At 70.1% G+C, this 14,784-nt stretch carries 11 protein-coding genes; 5 read left to right on the top strand and 6 right to left on the bottom strand.

The genetic code is table 11. The features are described from left to right. The 3 genes from ACFWPJ_RS09395 to gnd all read right to left on the bottom strand — a co-directional run. On the bottom strand, nt 1-641 hold a 641-nt coding region (locus tag ACFWPJ_RS09395), incomplete at its 3' end, for an alpha/beta hydrolase (protein ID WP_378849149.1). A gap of 133 nt (nt 642-774) precedes the next feature. After that, nucleotides 775-1,476: a hypothetical protein gene (locus ACFWPJ_RS09390; protein ID WP_378849146.1), complete on the bottom strand. Its 702-nt coding sequence runs from the start codon at nt 1,474-1,476 to the stop codon at nt 775-777. A gap of 279 nt (nt 1,477-1,755) precedes the next feature. Beyond that, a complete protein-coding gene (gene gnd, locus ACFWPJ_RS09385) occupies nt 1,756-2,787 on the bottom strand; it encodes a phosphogluconate dehydrogenase (NAD(+)-dependent, decarboxylating) (protein WP_378849145.1) in 1,032 nt (343 codons plus the stop codon). Between the two features lie 333 nt (nt 2,788-3,120). On the opposite strand from gnd, the gene ACFWPJ_RS09380 reads away from it, so the two are divergent. After that, nucleotides 3,121-4,983: a VanW family protein gene (locus tag ACFWPJ_RS09380; protein ID WP_378849144.1), complete on the top strand. Its 1,863-nt coding sequence runs from the start codon at nt 3,121-3,123 to the stop codon at nt 4,981-4,983. A gap of 7 nt (nt 4,984-4,990) precedes the next feature. On the opposite strand, the gene ACFWPJ_RS09375 is transcribed toward ACFWPJ_RS09380, so the two are convergent. The 3 genes from ACFWPJ_RS09375 to ACFWPJ_RS09365 form a co-directional block, all read right to left on the bottom strand. Continuing rightward, nucleotides 4,991-6,244, bottom strand: coding sequence for a DUF5685 family protein (locus tag ACFWPJ_RS09375; protein WP_378849143.1), 1,254 nt, complete (start codon nt 6,242-6,244; stop codon nt 4,991-4,993). Between the two features lie 77 nt (nt 6,245-6,321). Further along, complete coding sequence (locus tag ACFWPJ_RS09370) at nt 6,322-6,921, bottom strand: TetR/AcrR family transcriptional regulator (protein WP_378849142.1); 600 nt, start codon at nt 6,919-6,921, stop codon at nt 6,322-6,324. Nucleotides 6,922-7,005: 84 nt separating this feature from the next. Continuing rightward, nucleotides 7,006-8,175, bottom strand: a complete 1,170-nt coding sequence (locus ACFWPJ_RS09365; protein WP_378849141.1) for a glycoside hydrolase family 3 N-terminal domain-containing protein — start codon at nt 8,173-8,175, stop codon at nt 7,006-7,008. A 113-nt stretch (nt 8,176-8,288) separates the two neighbouring features. Here ACFWPJ_RS09365 and ACFWPJ_RS09360 point away from each other — a divergent pair, with 113 nt between their 5' ends. The 4 genes from ACFWPJ_RS09360 (at nt 8,289) to ACFWPJ_RS09345 (ending at nt 14,686) form a co-directional block, all read left to right on the top strand. Continuing rightward, a complete protein-coding gene (locus ACFWPJ_RS09360) occupies nt 8,289-8,756 on the top strand; it encodes a universal stress protein (RefSeq protein ID WP_378849140.1) in 468 nt (155 codons plus the stop codon). A gap of 294 nt (nt 8,757-9,050) precedes the next feature. Next, a complete protein-coding gene (locus tag ACFWPJ_RS09355) occupies nt 9,051-10,109 on the top strand; it encodes an isochorismate synthase MenF (RefSeq protein WP_378849148.1) in 1,059 nt (352 codons plus the stop codon). 67 nt (nt 10,110-10,176) lie between these two features. After that, nucleotides 10,177-10,347 carry a DUF2613 domain-containing protein gene (locus tag ACFWPJ_RS09350; protein ID WP_022566695.1) on the top strand — a complete coding sequence of 57 codons (171 nt, stop codon included), beginning with the start codon at nt 10,177-10,179 and terminating at the stop codon, nt 10,345-10,347. Further along, nucleotides 10,328-14,686, top strand: coding sequence for an alpha-(1->3)-arabinofuranosyltransferase (locus ACFWPJ_RS09345; protein ID WP_378849147.1), 4,359 nt, complete (start codon nt 10,328-10,330; stop codon nt 14,684-14,686). The genes ACFWPJ_RS09350 and ACFWPJ_RS09345 overlap by 20 nt, the downstream gene beginning before the upstream one ends. Nucleotides 14,687-14,784 lie beyond the last annotated feature (98 nt).

Genomic DNA, 14,784 nt, shown 5'->3' with positions numbered 1-14,784 from the left:
GGGTCGTTGGCGGGCCCGGCGGGGTCGCGGGGCGGGCCCCACATGTGGGGGGGGGCGGCGCCCGCGCGGGCGAAGACCACGTCGACGTAGGCGCGGCCCATCGGGTCGGCGACCGAGGCGCAGCCGCTGTAGGCGCCGACGGCGCGGTAGCGGTCGGGAGCGGCGATGGCCAGGTTGAGTACGGCGGTGGCCGACATCGACAGTCCGGCAATGGCATTCACGCCCGTGGTATTCAGCGTGGCGTCGATGATCGGCGGGAGTTCTTCGGTGAGGAAGGTCTGCCATTTGTTGCGGCCGAGTGTGGGATCGTCGCGCTGCCAGTCGGTGTAGTAGGAGAACTTGCCCGCGGCCGGCGTGACGACATTGACGTTCTTGTCGGCGAAGAACTGCACGATATCGGTCTGGTTGTACCAGTTCGCGACGTCCTCGCCGCCGCCGGCGCCGTTGAGCAGGTACAGGGTCGGGCGCGGGACGCTGGTGTCGTGCGCGGTGATGACCTGCAGCGGGATCACCCGGTCCATCGACGCGGAGTACACGTGCAGCGTCTGCTGACGCTGGCCCGGCCGCTCGACGCGGTCCAGGCGCGAGGCGTCGGCGCCCGCGGTGCCGATCGAGGCGACCGACAGCAGCACCAGCGCCATGGCCGAGACCGCGACCGCGCGGGTACGGGTGAACACGAACATGAATCCTCACTACAGATGGGGGCGATACCCGGCGAACCCAGAACGCCGGGACGGCAGCGCGAGACCGTCCCGGCGACCAGGTGCTACGCGATCAGCTACCGATCAGATTGCGCAGCACGTCGGAGATGATGTCGCTCATCGAGCCGGTGGAGCTCAGCTGACCGTCGGAGGAGCCCAGACCGTTGTCGCCGAGGCTGCCGATCACGGTCTCGCCCGCATTGGCGCCGCGCGCGGTGAAGCAGGCGGTGAGGCCGGGCATTTCGTTGCCGACACCCACGGTGCCCGCGACGCCGACGCCACCGCTGGTGATCATCTGGCCCGCCTTGACGCTGTCCGGGACCGGGTAGGTGATGGTCAGGGTGACCGGGTTGCCGGAGTTGACGAACCAGCCGGTGCTGGTGACCTTCCAGCCGCCCGCGTTCGGCTCGGGGGTGACGTCCTCGGTCACCTGGCCGCCGATGGCGTGGTAGGCGGTGATGGTGGTCTTGGTCGGGGCGCCGAAGCCGACCGGCGGGAAGTCGGTGATGGTGTTGACGTAGGGGTTGCCGATCCCGGTCGTACCGACGACCACCTTGTAGGTCACCGAGGTGCCGACACCGATCTGCTCGGCGCTGGCGGTCTTGTCGTAGACGTGCGTGATGCCGACTGTGCTGGCATCCTTCTTCTCGGCGTGGCTGCTGACCGCGCAGGAGCCCGCCGCGGCGGCGGCGCCGGAACCGAGAGCGACGCCGACACCGGCGACGACCAGAGCGGTGGTGGCGACGCCAGCGGTGATACGCGAAGTCCGGATCATGATTTTCCTCCAAGCCCCGGCGAAGTCGGCCGGGACGAATTCCTCATCGAGTGGTCTATCCCCCCTCTGACCAGAAGGTATCCGGTGGACTGGACGGTTGTCCTGGAAAACAGGAACGTGTTGCCATTTTTGTGGAACATTCACGTTTTACTCTTTGGGTGGGCGTTTGGCGGGTACCATCCGGACTTTTCGGCCGATCCGGAATCGCCCGAACAGCGACCACCGGCCTCCCGTCGGGCGACGGAAGGCCGGTGGTGAGCGTCAAGAGGCCTGGACGGCCTACTTCTCCGGCAGCTCGTTGTGGCCGCCGAACGCCTTGCGCATGGCCGAGAGCATCTTGTCGGCGTAGAGGGCCTCACCGCGCGAGGAGAAGCGCTGGAACAGGGCCGCCGACAGCACCGGGACCGGCACGGCGGTGTCGATGGCGGCGTCGATGGTCCAGCGGCCCTCGCCGGAGTCCGAGACGCGACCGCTGAAACCGTCCAGGTTCGGGTCGGCGTACAGGGCGCCCGCGGTGAGGTCGAGCAGCCAGGACGCGACGACCGAACCGCGGCGCCACACCTCGGTGATGTCCGGAATGTCCAGGTCGTACTGGTAGTGCTCGGGGTTGTCGAGCGGGGTCTCCTCCGCCGAGTGCTCGCCGCCACCGTGGTCGGCGCCCATGTTGGCGTGCTGGAGGATGTTCAGGCCCTCGGCGTAGGCGGCCATCGCGCCGTACTCGATGCCGTTGTGCACCATCTTCACGAAATGGCCCGCACCGGCCGGACCGCAGTGCAGCCAGCCCTGCTCGGCCGGGGTCGGCTCGCCGGTGCGGCCGGGGGTGCGCGGGGCCGCGTCGACGCCGGGAGCGATCGACTTGAACAGCGGCTCGAGGTAGCGCACCTGCTCCGCTTCGCCGCCGATCATCAGGCAGAAGCCGCGCTTCAGGCCGAACACGCCGCCGGAGGTGCCGACGTCTAGGTAGTGGATGCCCTTGGGCGCCAGCGCCTTCGCACGCTTGATGTCCTCGTGGTAGCGGCTGTTACCGCCGTCGATGATGATGTCGCCCGGCTCGAGCAGCTCGGCCAGATCGTCGACGACGGCACCGGTCGCACCGGCCGGGACCATCACCCAGACGGCGCGCGGCGCGTCGAGCATGGCGACGAATTCCTTCAGGTCGGCGCTGCCCTTGAAGCTGTCGCCGAGCTCCTTCTCCAGCTCGTCGATGTGGCCCTGATGGCGTTCGTGACCGACCGCGGTGTTCCCGTCCTGCACGATGCGGCGCACGATATTGGCACCCATCCGGCCGAGGCCGATCATTCCCAGCTGCATCAGTTCTCCCTCGTTGTCCGGTACCTGGTGTCGAGTCTCACGTCAGATTGTCTCGTGTGGTCCTATCGGCCCGCGGAGCGGCGTCCGTGGGCGCCATGAAACTTCTCGGAAACAGGCTGTAACGCCCCGGAACGGGCCGCGATAAACAGATCGGCTCCGTGTAGTTGCCAGACCCCCGACCCGGCAACTACGCGGAGCCTTCCTGTTGTCCATCCACTGTTGCCAGGTGCCGAGGGCGACGAACGCCATTACCCTTGGCCGGGGCCCCGCAAACACCAGGGCCGGGCGCACCTGATCCAGGACGACGCCATAACACCCAACGGAAGGACCTCCGTGCCCAGCGAGTCGAACGCCGGACAACCGGCCGACCGAAGGGGCGAGGTCGGACTACGCAAGCTGCTCCAAGCAAATCGCACTTTCGATGCCGACACCACCGCCCTGCCCACCCAGCCACTCACCACCGTGACCCGTGATCGCTGGTCGCCCGCGCCCCCACCCACCGGCGCGCAGCCGCCGACCGGCTCGGACATCCCCCAGCTGACCAAGCGGATCGGCATCGCCGTCGGCGCCGTGCTCGCCGTCGGCACCGCCGCCTATCTGGCCGACCTGGCGCTCAGCGCCGGTGACGTGCCGCGCGGCGTCGTCATCGCCGGCGTAGACGTCGGCGGGATGGACAAGGCCGAGGCCGACGCCCGACTGCACAGCCAGCTCAGCCCCAAGGCCGATCGCCCGCTCCCGGTCCGTATCGGTGACGTGCAGGCGACCATGGTGCCCTCCGCCGCCGGCCTGGCCGTGGACTGGGACCGCACCTGGGACGCGGTCGGCGACCAGCCGATCAATCCGGTGAGCCGGCTGGTCTCCCTGTTCAGCTCCCGCGACGTCCAGGTGGCGAGCACGGTCGACGCGGCCGCGCTCGATCAGCAGCTGGCCGGCTTCCAGGTGCACGACAACCCGACCGTGGAGGGCACGGTGCGGTTCGAGAACGGCAGGCCGGTCGCGGTCGCGCCGGTGCCCGGCCGGGTACTCGACACCGACGCCGCCCGCACCACGATCACCGAGCGCTGGGCGTCGAGCAACGAACTGGACCTGCCGGTGGTGGCCGCGCCCGTCGCGGTGCGCAACGAAGCGGTGCAGGCGGCGCTGCGTGACATCGCGACCCCTGCCGTCGCCTCGCCGATCACGGTGCGCGGCAAGGATTCTCGCGCCGCGCTCGCCCCCGAGCAGATCGCGAGCGTGCTCAGCTTCGTTCCCGACGGGAACGGCGGCCTGGCGCCGAAGATCGACAACGACGCCGCGATCGCTGTTCTCGCACCGCAATTGGCGGCTTCCGAGGTGGAGCCCAAGGACGCCACCTTCACCGTCGGCGCGGGCAAGCCGACCGTGGTGCCCTCCGTGGTCGGCAACAAGGTCGACTGGCCCAAGACGCTGGAGAAGCTGCCCGCGCTGCTGGTCCAGTCCGGCGACCGGACGGTCGAGGCCATCTATCAGCGCATCGAGCCGAAGCTCACCACCGAGGCCGCCAACGGGCTCGGCATCAACGAGATGGTCGGCCAGTTCACCACCGGCGGCTTCAGCGGGCCCTCGGGCGTGAACATCCGCACCGTCGCCGCGAAGGTGAACGGCGCGGTGGTGAAACCGGGAGAGACGTTCTCGCTCAACGAGTTCACCGGTCCGCGCACCGCCGCGGAGGGCTATGTCGAGTCCGGCATCATCGACAAGGGCAGGCCGAGCACCGCGGTCGGCGGCGGCATCAGCCAGTTCGCCACCACGCTCTACAACGCGGCCTACTTCGCCGGCATGGAAGACGCGGGCCACACCGAGCACAGCTACTACATCTCGCGGTACCCGGCGGCGCGCGAAGCCACCGTGTTCGACGGGGCGATCGACCTGTCGTTCCGCAACAACAGCCCGGCCGGCATCTACATCGAGACCGTCGCGACGGGCTCGGACATCACCGTGCGGTTGTGGGGCACCAAGACCGTCGAGGTGGAGTCGATCACCGGCGAGAAGTCCAAGCCGACCGAGCCGACCGAGATCACCCTGCCCAAGGGCAAGGACTGCATCGCCTCCGAGGGTGCGCCGGGGTTCACCATCTCCGACACCAGGGTGATCACCGATCGCAAGACCGGTGCCCAGGTGTCGCGGCACACCAGGACGGTGAAGTACGACCCGATTCCGATCGTGAAGTGCGAGTGAGGGTTTCCTAGCAGTTGCAGTCGCAGCCGCAGTCGCCACAGCAGCCGTCCTCGCCACAGCAGCTGCAGCAGTTGCCGCAACACTCGCCACAGTCGCAGCAACTGTCGCAGTCGCACCGCTTGGCCCAGGCTTCCTTCTCCTCGCCGGTGCACGGGCTGGTGTGGTCGGCACAGCAGGCCACGCCGGTGCAGTAGACGCCCAGGATCAGCCCGCCCGCCTTCAGTGGGCCGGGCCGGTTCGGGCGCCGACCCGGTGGGGACGGGAACTGGTAGGGCGAATGCCGCTGGGCGACAGGCGAAGTGCGGCAGGCATGGCCCACGGCGAGGCCGAGTCCCTGGCCGATGCGGCGCAGCAGGGCCGACAGCGGGTCGAGGAGTGCCCAGCGCACCGTCGGCAGCTGATCTAGCTCGGCCTCGGCGGCGGCGTGGCGGATGGCCGCTTCGCTCTCGCGGACCAATTGGTAGGCGCGGGGCATGTCGGTGCCGGTGGCGTCGAGGGGGTTGAAGCGGCCCCGGGCTCGGTCGCGTTCGAGGTCTTCGATGGCGTCGGCGAGGTGGGCGATGCGGCCGACGTGGCGGCCGATCTTCTGGAGCGCGACAACGTTTTCCGGGCGGCCGGCGAGCGTCGCGGTGTGGCCGAACAGGGTGGCCGCGCAGAGTTGAGTTGGGCCGGTCAGATCATCGAGCGTGATCAGCGTGCCGAGGGAGCCAGCGTCGGGCGCGGTCAGGGAAACCCCGCCAGGACTCGCCGGTCCCACCACAGCCAGGGGCGGTGTGCCTGCATCTGCGGCCCGCGCCTCGAGTGCCGACTGCGTGGCGATCGCAGCCAACATGGGCTGCACGTCGAGGCCGATCTGGGCGGCCTGCTCCTGCGCACGGGTCGCCCAGGTGGATGACACCCGGCGCATGGGCCTGCGGGCGAGGGCGGCGGCGTCCCCGTCCTCGACATGATCGCGAATCTTGGCCGCCCCCAACAGCAATGACGCCGTCGCGGCCAGCTGCACGCCCGGCGCGTTCGCCGCGACCACCGACGCCCGGCGCATACCGCGCAGCGGGCACGGTCCCGCGGTGGTGCGCGCACCGGAATCGCCGGTTTGGGCTTCGGTGAGCACACTCAGCACGATCGCGTCGGTATTGGTCGCGGCGCGGGCCAATTGACCGTGCCCGTCACGCAGACCCAGGCACAGGCCGCACATGTGCGCCTGCCACTGCCCTGGATCGATGCCATATTTCGCCGCGCCGTGCGCACACGGCTTCAACACACCGAACACTTCCCACCCCGTCTGTCATGAATCTTCTAGCCGTGCACGATGGCAGGCCGACGGGATTGCCGCAAGCGCTACTCGGCCTTCTTGCGACCGGCCAGACCGCGCCAGGCCAAGTCGTCGAGCAGGTCGACCGCCTCGGCCACTTCGATCCGGCCGCCCGCGACCCGGTCGGCGATCGCCTCGCCCGCCCCGATCACCGCGGCGGCGACGACTTCGAAATTGGTCCCCGGGTCGGCGTGCTTGGCACTGGACTCGAGCAGTTTCGCGGTGAGCTCGATGACGCGTTCGCGCGCGTTGTCGATTTCCGAGGCGAAAGTTTGCTGGCCGATTGCCTGCCGGTAGAGTACCTGCCAGGACTGGCGGTTGCGGTCGACGAAATCGAGGAAGCCCTCCAGCGCGGTGCGGACCTGCTCGTGCGGGGTGAGGTGCGGGTTGCCCGCGGGCGCGACGGCCTCGATGAAGCGGAGTCCCTCGCGCTGGATGCAGGCGCGGAACAACTCGTCCTTGGAGCCGTAGTACAGGTAGAGCATGGGCTTGGAGATCTTCGCCTCGGCCGCTATCGCGTCCATCGAGGTGTCGTGGAAGCCTTTGCGCGCGAACACCTCGACAGCGGCGTCGAGCATCTGTTGCTCACGAACCGCCCGGGGAAGTCGCTTCGTCCCGCCTGCCATCCACTCTCCTACCGCAGGGTGAACCCCTATCTTACTCCAAGGTAAGATCATGGGTACCCCTTTGCCGCACAGTCGCCGGACGCCTCAGCAGCCCAGCTGGGCGCCCTTGTAGCGCGCCATCCGCAGCACCGAGGCGTCGACCCGGTCGGCGGGCAGTTTGCCACTCGCCACCGACTGTTCCAAACGGTCGAGCACCTGGGGTACCGCGTCGGTGCTGATCCACAGGGCATTGTCGGCGCCGGCGACCAGCGAGGCCTCGACCGCCTCGTCGATCGACATGCGGGCGGTGATGGCCGCCATGCCACCGAGATCGTCGGTGAAGATCGGGCCGTCGAACGGCGGCGCGCCGTAGCCGGTGCCCTCACGCAGCAGCGTCATCGCGGCCGGGCTGATGCTCGCGGGCACATCGGGTTCGGTCAGCCCTGGCACGTCCAGGTGGCCGACCATCACCGCGGCGCCGGAGTTCACCAGTTCGCGGAACGGGACCAGATCCTTGTCCTGCAGCTCCGACAGCGGCGGCGTGCGGACCGCGCCGGTGTGCGAGTCACCGGAACCCGAGCCGTGGCCGGGGAAGTGCTTGATGACCGAGCCGAGGCCGACCTCGCTGGCCGCGCGGATGTAGGCGCCGGCGTATTCGGTCACCACCTGCGGGTCGTCGCTGAAGGAGCGGTCACCGATGACGCTGTCGTCGGGCTGGCTGCTCACGTCGACACTGGGGGCGAAGTTCACCGTGATACCCAGGTCTTTCAACGCCGTCGACCTGGTCAGCGTGTTCTGGTAGTACTGCTCCGAGGTCTGGGTCTGGGCGATCACGCGGGCCGACGGGATCGCGCCGATCACGTTCTTCGCGCGCGAGACGCGGCCACCCTCCTCGTCGATGGTCACCATCAGCGGCGCCTTGGCCAGCGCCTTCACCGCGTCCAGCTGGGTCTTGTCCATCAGCCCCGGATCGGTCCAGCTGCCGATGAAGATGCCGCCGACCTGCTCGGTGCTCACCACATTCGTGGCGTCGGCCGAGCCGGTGATGCCGACGGTCAGCAGCTGGGCGAGTTTCTCGCGCTGGGTGAACTTCGCGAGATAGTCCGTGCCGCATGGGCTTTGGGCTGGGGCACCCGTCGCGGGCGCACCCTCCGGGGACGATGTGGGGGCGCCGGTGCCAGTCGCCGCGGTGGTCGTCTCCGGCGACGAACCTCCCCCACAGGCGGTGGCGACGGCGGCGAGGACTGCGAACACGACCACAGGCGATTTCCGCATGTGCTCCACGGTAGCCGGGTTCACGGCGGAAACGCGGCACCGGTGTGCGATTGATTCGCCGAATGCGGGGGTAATCTGTGGGAACAGACGCTGGACCAGCGCAGGAGGTCGTCATGGCTTGCGATCGGATGCTCATCGCCTACGACGGTTCCGAACACGCCAAGCGCGCCGTCGAGTACGCGGGCCGCTTCCTCTCCGCCGAGCGCGCGATCCTGCTCACCGCCTGGGAGCCGATGGTGCGCCAGGCCGCCCGCATCTCCGGGCTGGCCGGGGTGATGCAACCGGACTGGGTTCCCGACGAGGAGATCGAGGACATCGCCTACACCGATGCCCGCAAGATCAACGCCGAGGGCGTGCACCTGGCCAAACTGGCCGGAATCGATGCCGAGCCACGGACTGTCGAGTGCACGACCACGATCTGGAACGCGATCGTCGACTGCGCCGACGAGCTCGATGTCGACATCATCGTCGCGGGAACGCGCGGCGCGACCGGGCTGCGCGCGCTGCTGCACAGCAGTGTCGCCGAGGCGGTGCTCAAGCATGGGCACCGGCCGGTCTTCCTGGTGCCGCCCGAGCACTGAGAGTTCGATCGCTCTGCCGACCGGCGGGGGTGGTGTCGGCGTTATGGTCGAAGCACCATGGAACCGTTCCTGCTCGCTCGACCCGATGCCGTGCTGGCGGCTACGGGTGTGCACGCGACCTTCTCCGACCCCAGGCAGGCGGTAGCGGCGCTGCGAGCTTGGCGCGACGGCGCGGACGCAGCAGACGACAGCGGGTCAGGCGCGACTGGCGCGGGCCCGACAGGTGCGGGCGAGACTGACGCGGGGCCGACGGGCGCGGGCGAGGCATGGCGAGGCTCGGCGGGCGCAGGCGCGATGGGCGTGGCTGAGACGTGCGAGGGCACAACGGGCGGAGGCGGGTTCGGACCGCGATCCGGAGAGTCACCCGTGCGGGTGATTGTCGGCGCGTTGCCGTTCGATCCGCGTGAGCCCGCTGCGCTCTGGCAGCCCGAGACAGCGGTGCACACCGCGGGCCCGTGGCGGCCCGCGGCATTGCCGGAGCTGCCGGATGTGCGGGTCATCCGCGAAATACCCAGTGCCGCAGAGCACATCGCGCGCGTGACCAAACTGGTCGACCAGCTCGGCGACCCCGCGAACGAGTTGCGCAAGGTCGTGGCCGCGCGCAGCATGGTGCTCGAAGCTGAGGCACCGCTGGATCCGGAGGTGCTGGCCGGGCACCTGCTGACCAGGCATCCGGCGGCGAGTGTGTACGTGGTCGACCTGTCGGTGGCTGGCAGGCCCGGCGAGATCCTGCTCGGCGCCACCCCCGAGGTGCTGGTCGCGCGCCATGGTGATCGCGTCAGCCTGCATCCGCTGGCGGGCACCCTCCCCCGGCGCGCCGATCCGGATGCCGATGCCGCGCAGGCGCGCGAATTGCTGTCGAGCACCAAGAACCACGACGAGCACGCGTTCGTGATCGAGTGGATCCGGCAGCAGCTGGAACCGGTCTGCACCGAACTCCATATCCCGGACGCGCCGGAACTGCTGAGTACCGAGCAGGTCTGGCACCTGGCCACGCCCATCAACGGCGTGCTGCGCGACCCGTCGACGACGGCGCTGGACCTGGCGTTGCTGCTGCACCCGACACCGGCCGTCAACGGGACGCCCTTCGGCGCCGCGCTGGACGCGATCATCGCCGACGAACCACAGCGGGGTTTCTACGGCGGCGCGGTCGGCTGGTGCGCCGACGACGGTGACGGCGAATGGGTGGTCGCCATCCGCGGCGCGGAACTCGCGGCCGACCGGCGCACGCTGCGGGCGAGCGCGGGCGGCGGGATCGTCGCCGCCTCCGATCCGCGGGCCGAGCTCGCCGAGACCACCGCCAAATTCCGGACGCTGCTCGGCGCGCTGGATTGCCACGTGCCCGAAGACTGACCCGACGGGCCGCACCTGCTAGGTTGGCCGGAGTACCACCCCGACGTCGAGCGTATTGGAGTGCGCGATGAAGTTTGCTGTTCCGGCTGTTGCCAGCGCGGTCGGCGGCGCCCTGCTGAGCGCAATCGCCGTCTTCGCGATCACGGCAGCGGTGCAGCAGAACACGGCGCCCTCGATCGACCGCAGCGGTGACAAGGACTCCTCGCTGCTCAACGCCCCTGAATACGGCAGTCGCTGAGTCCGACGCCGGCGCGTCACGCCCCCTAGCGGGGCAACCGGACACGGCACCACTGGGTTGGCGCTGGTTCGTCGGCACGGTCGTAGCCGCTTTCGTCCTGACGTTCGCGCAGGCGCCAGGGCTCACCGTCGCGGACACCAAATACGACCTCGCCCAGAACCCGCTGGGTTTCCTCGCGCGGGCATCGCACCTGTGGAGCAGTCAGGCTCCGATGGGCCAGGTGCAGAACCAGGCCTATGGCTACTTCTTCCCGCACGGCACCTTCTTCTCCGCCGGGCATCTGCTGAACCTGCCCGCCTGGGTGACGCAGCGCGTCTGGTGGGCGCTGCTGCTGCTCGCCGGGTTCTGGGGCATCGTCAAGCTGTGCGAGACGCTGGGGATCGGCGCGCGCGGGTCGCGGGTGATCGCCGGTATCGCGTTCGCGTTGTCACCGCGGGTGCTCACCACGCTCGGCTCGATCTCCTCGGAAACGCTGCCGATGATGCTGGCGCCGTGGGTGCTGCTCGCGCCCGCGGCGCTCGGTGTCACCCTGCGAAATCGGCGGAGTGCGGGTGCTACCGAGCCCGGTGATCAAGGCGCGACAGCGGCGGGGCCCGGCGGTCACGGCACGACAGCGGCCGAGCCCGGTGATCAAGGCGCGACGGCGACCACGCCCGGCGACGCGGATCCGGGCGGCGGGTCCGGGGCGATCCGGCGCGGTGGTGCGCTCTCGCCTGCCGGGAGCGCGCTCGCGCTGGCGTTGATGGGCTCGGTGAACGCGGTCGCCACCGTGGCCGCGTTCCTGCCCGCCGCGCTGTGGTGGGCCTCCTACCGGCCGAATCGGCGGTGGTGGCGGTTCACGGCGGCCTGGATTCCGCTGCTGGTGCTGGCGACCTTCTGGTGGGTGGTGCCGCTGCTGCTGCTCGGCAAGGTGAGCCCGCCGTTCCTCGACTACATCGAGTCGTCTGGGGTGACGACGCAGTGGGCCTCGCTGAGCGAGGTGCTGCGTGGCACGGACAGCTGGACGCCGTTCGTGTCTCCCGAGCGCATCGCGGGCGCGGTGCTGGTCACCCAGCCCGCGGCGGTACTGGCGACCGGACTGCTCGCCGCGGCGGGTATGGCCGGGCTGGCCCGCTCGTCCATGCCGTACCGGGGCCGGTTCGCGCTGATCCTGCTCGTCGGCCTGGCCGGGATCAGCGCCGGATACGTGGGCGAGCTCGGTGGACCGTTCGCCGAGTCGGTGCGGGTATTCCTCGACTCGAGCGGCGCGCCGCTGCGCAATGTGCACAAGCTGGAGCCGCTGATCCGGCTGCCGCTGGTGATCGGCCTGGCGCACCTGCTCGGCCGGGTGCCCCTGCCCGCCTCGGTGCCGCTGCGGGAGTGGCGCGACACGTTCGCCCACCCGGAGCGGGACCGGCTCGTCGCCGTCGCCGCCTTGATCCTGGCCGCGCTCGCCCTCGCCACCTCGCTGGCGTGGACCGGCAAGCTCGCGCCGCGCGGCGCCTACGACGAGGTGCCCGCGTACTGGACCGAGACCGCGGACTGGCTGGCCGACAATGCCGCCGACACCCGTGCGCTGGTCGTGCCCGGCGCACCGTTCGGCAGCCAGATCTGGGGACTCACCCGCGACGAACCCTTGCAGGCCTTGGCCAGTACGCCCTGGGCCGTGCGTGATTCGGTTCCGCTGAATCCGCCGGGCACCATCCGCGCGATGGATTCGGTGCAGCGGCTCATCGCCGACGGCAGGCCGTCGACGGGACTCGCCGCCACGCTCGCCGACCAGGGCATCGGAGTTCTGGTGCTGCGCAACGATCTCGACCCCGAGACGTCGCGATCGACCAGGCCGATGCTGGCGCACCGCGCGATCGAGGGTTCGCCCGGGCTGACTAAAGTCGCCGAATTCGGTGACCTGATCGGGCCGCGCGCGGCGGATGCGGGTCTGGTCGTCGACAACGATCTGCAGCCCGCCTATCCGGCCATCGAGATCTACCGGGTCGAGGTCCCGCCGCCAGGAACGCCCGTCGAGGTGCGCAGTGGCACCGGCGCGCCGCCCGAGTTCCCCGGCGCGTACACCGTCGCGCTGGATTCTGTGCCGGTCGTCCAAGGCGGCCCCGAAGTGCTCGAGCGGATCCGGCGCGATACCGGAAACCCCACGGCCCCTGTGCTTCTCGCCGCCGATGCCGCGCGGGCCGGGCTGCCGCCGAAACCGACGCTGCTGACCGATACCCCGATGGACCGCGAGACCGACTTCGGCCGGGTCGACAATCACAACTCCGCGGTCCGCGCCGCCGACGACGCGCGCCGCACCCACAATCTGGTGCCCGACTACCCGGTCGACGGCACGCCGCTGGTGCGCGGCGAGTGGTCGGGCGCGAAGGTCACCGCGTCCAGCTCCGCGGCCGACGCCACCCAGATCGGCGACTCGGCTCCCGGCAGCTCCACCGCCGCCGCGGTAGACGGCGATCCGAGTACCGCCTGGATCAGCAACGGCGCCGAATCCGCACTCGGACAATGGATCCGGCTCGATCTCGACAAGCCGATCACCACCGGTTCGCTGCGGTTCACCACCACGGCGGCCGCACTGGGCGATCCGGTGAAGTGGGTGGAGGTCCGCACCTCACGGGGCACGGTGTCGGCGCGGATCACCGAACCCGGTGCGCCCGTGAGTGTTCCGCTGCCCGCGGGCAAGACCGACTGGGTGATGATCACCGCCGCGCGGACCGAGACCGGCACCAGCGGTGGTCAATTCGGGATCAGCGAGCTCACCCTCGACGACTACACGGTGCGGGACGCGCCGGTGCGCGTCGATATCCGGCATCGCGTCGTGCTCCCCGATGTCGCGCCGGGCACCACCGTCACCGGCTGGGATCTCGGGCAGGAATTCCCCGGTCGCAGTGCGTGTTTCGACGGTCCCGATCGGGTGCACTGCAGCAAGGGCCTCGGACTGCCCGCCGAGGAGCCCGGCGTCTTCGGTCGCACGCTCGCGGTCCCCGAGCCACTCACCGCCACCACCGAGCTGACTGTCCGCACCCGGCCCGGCCCCGCGCTGGAGGCGCTGCTCACCGACCACACCCGGCCGGTGGCGCGCGGCAAGGCCGATGTCGGCGACCTGCGCGGCGCCGCGTTCGCCGCCACCGACGGCGATCCGAAGACCACCTGGACCGCGCCGGAATCGACCGTCCGCAATCTCGCGGGCGCCAAACCCACACTGGTACTGGAACTTCCGGAGCCCGCCGAGGTCACCGGGCTCGACCTCACCACCGCGCTCGGCGGACTGCCCGCCACCGCCACCGCCGTCATGGTGAACCTCGGCAACGGTCCGCAGTTCCGCGAACTCCCCGAGCGCGAACACGGCGAGCCGGCCCGGATCTCGCTGTACCCCACGGTCACCGACCGCATCGAGATCAGCATCCAGAGCTGGAACGAGGTGCTCGACCGCACCGCGCTCGGCTTCGTGCTCTCCCAGCCCGCCGGGCTCGCCGAGGTGGAGGTGCTCGGTCCCGAGTACCCGGCGCCCGCCGCGGGCGACCGGCTCGTCACCATCGACTGCGCGGACGGGCCGGTCATCGCGATCGGCGGCCGCACCGTACACACCACCATCACCGCCACCGCCGACGAACTCCGTTCCGGCGCACCGGTTTCCGCGCGGGCGTGCCCGGAGGACGCGGCCGATATCGAGCTGCTGCCGGGGCATCCCGACCTCACCGTCGCGCCGACGGAGCTGTTCACGGTCGACCGGCTGCGGTTGATCCGCACCGATCCGATCGCGCCCGCGCCCACCGCGCCCGGCACGCGGTTGCTCGTGCTGCCGCTCAGCACGAATGTCGGCTGGGAGGCGCACACCGCCGACGGGCGGGAGCTGTCGCCGGTGGTGGTCGACGGCTGGCAGCAGGCGTGGGTCGTCCCGGCGGGCACGACCGGGGAGATCACCGTGTCGTTCCCGGCCGACCGCTGGTACCGGCTGGCGATCTTCGGCGGTCTGCTGCTGTTGATTCCGCTGGTGCTGCTGGCGATTCCGCGGCGACGCGAGGTGCCCGATGCCGGTCCGGCGCCGGTGACCTGGGGTGTTCGGTGGGCCGCGGCGGTCGGGCTGACCGGTGTGGTCACGGTCGTGTCGGGGCCGGTCGGCGCGGTATTCACGCTGATCGCGCTGGGTTGTAGTCGCTTCCGGCCCGTGCTGACGGCCAAGGCGCTGCCGTGGGTGGCCGGGCTGGGGACGCTGATCTCGGCGGCCGCGCTGTCGACGGGGACGTGGCGTTCGGGGACGCCTTATATGGGCGGCTCGCTGTGGGCGCAGGCGCCCGCCGTCATCGCCGTCATCGCGGTCGGCGTCGCGGCGCTACCGCGTCGACGGCGGTGACCCCGCGAGCTGCTTGGCCTGTTTGCGCGCGGCCGCCGCCGTTTCCACCCAGTATCGTTAAAAAAAATCAACCACCCCAAGCAAAAATATGTGTTTAT

The sequence above is a fragment of the Nocardia sp. NPDC058497 genome (assembly GCF_042720195.1).
In the GTDB taxonomy this organism is placed as follows: Bacteria; Actinomycetota; Actinomycetes; order Mycobacteriales; family Mycobacteriaceae; genus Nocardia.
This window is presented reverse-complemented; position numbering and strand designations above follow the sequence as displayed.

Bases quoted from the DNA above. Each gene is read 5' to 3' on its own strand.
- ACFWPJ_RS09365 (WP_378849141.1), bottom strand. From the start codon at position 8,175: ATGCGGAAATCGCCTGTGGTCGTGTTCGCAGTCCTCGCCGCCGTCGCC.
- ACFWPJ_RS09390 (WP_378849146.1), bottom strand. From the start codon at position 1,476: ATGATCCGGACTTCGCGTATCACCGCTGGCGTCGCCACCACCGCTCTG.
- ACFWPJ_RS09355 (WP_378849148.1), top strand. From the start codon at position 9,051: ATGGGCGTGGCTGAGACGTGCGAGGGCACAACGGGCGGAGGCGGGTTC.
- ACFWPJ_RS09350 (WP_022566695.1), top strand. From the start codon at position 10,177: ATGAAGTTTGCTGTTCCGGCTGTTGCCAGCGCGGTCGGCGGCGCCCTG.
- ACFWPJ_RS09360 (WP_378849140.1), top strand. From the start codon at position 8,289: ATGGCTTGCGATCGGATGCTCATCGCCTACGACGGTTCCGAACACGCC.
- ACFWPJ_RS09370 (WP_378849142.1), bottom strand. From the start codon at position 6,921: ATGGCAGGCGGGACGAAGCGACTTCCCCGGGCGGTTCGTGAGCAACAG.
- gnd (WP_378849145.1), bottom strand. From the start codon at position 2,787: ATGCAGCTGGGAATGATCGGCCTCGGCCGGATGGGTGCCAATATCGTG.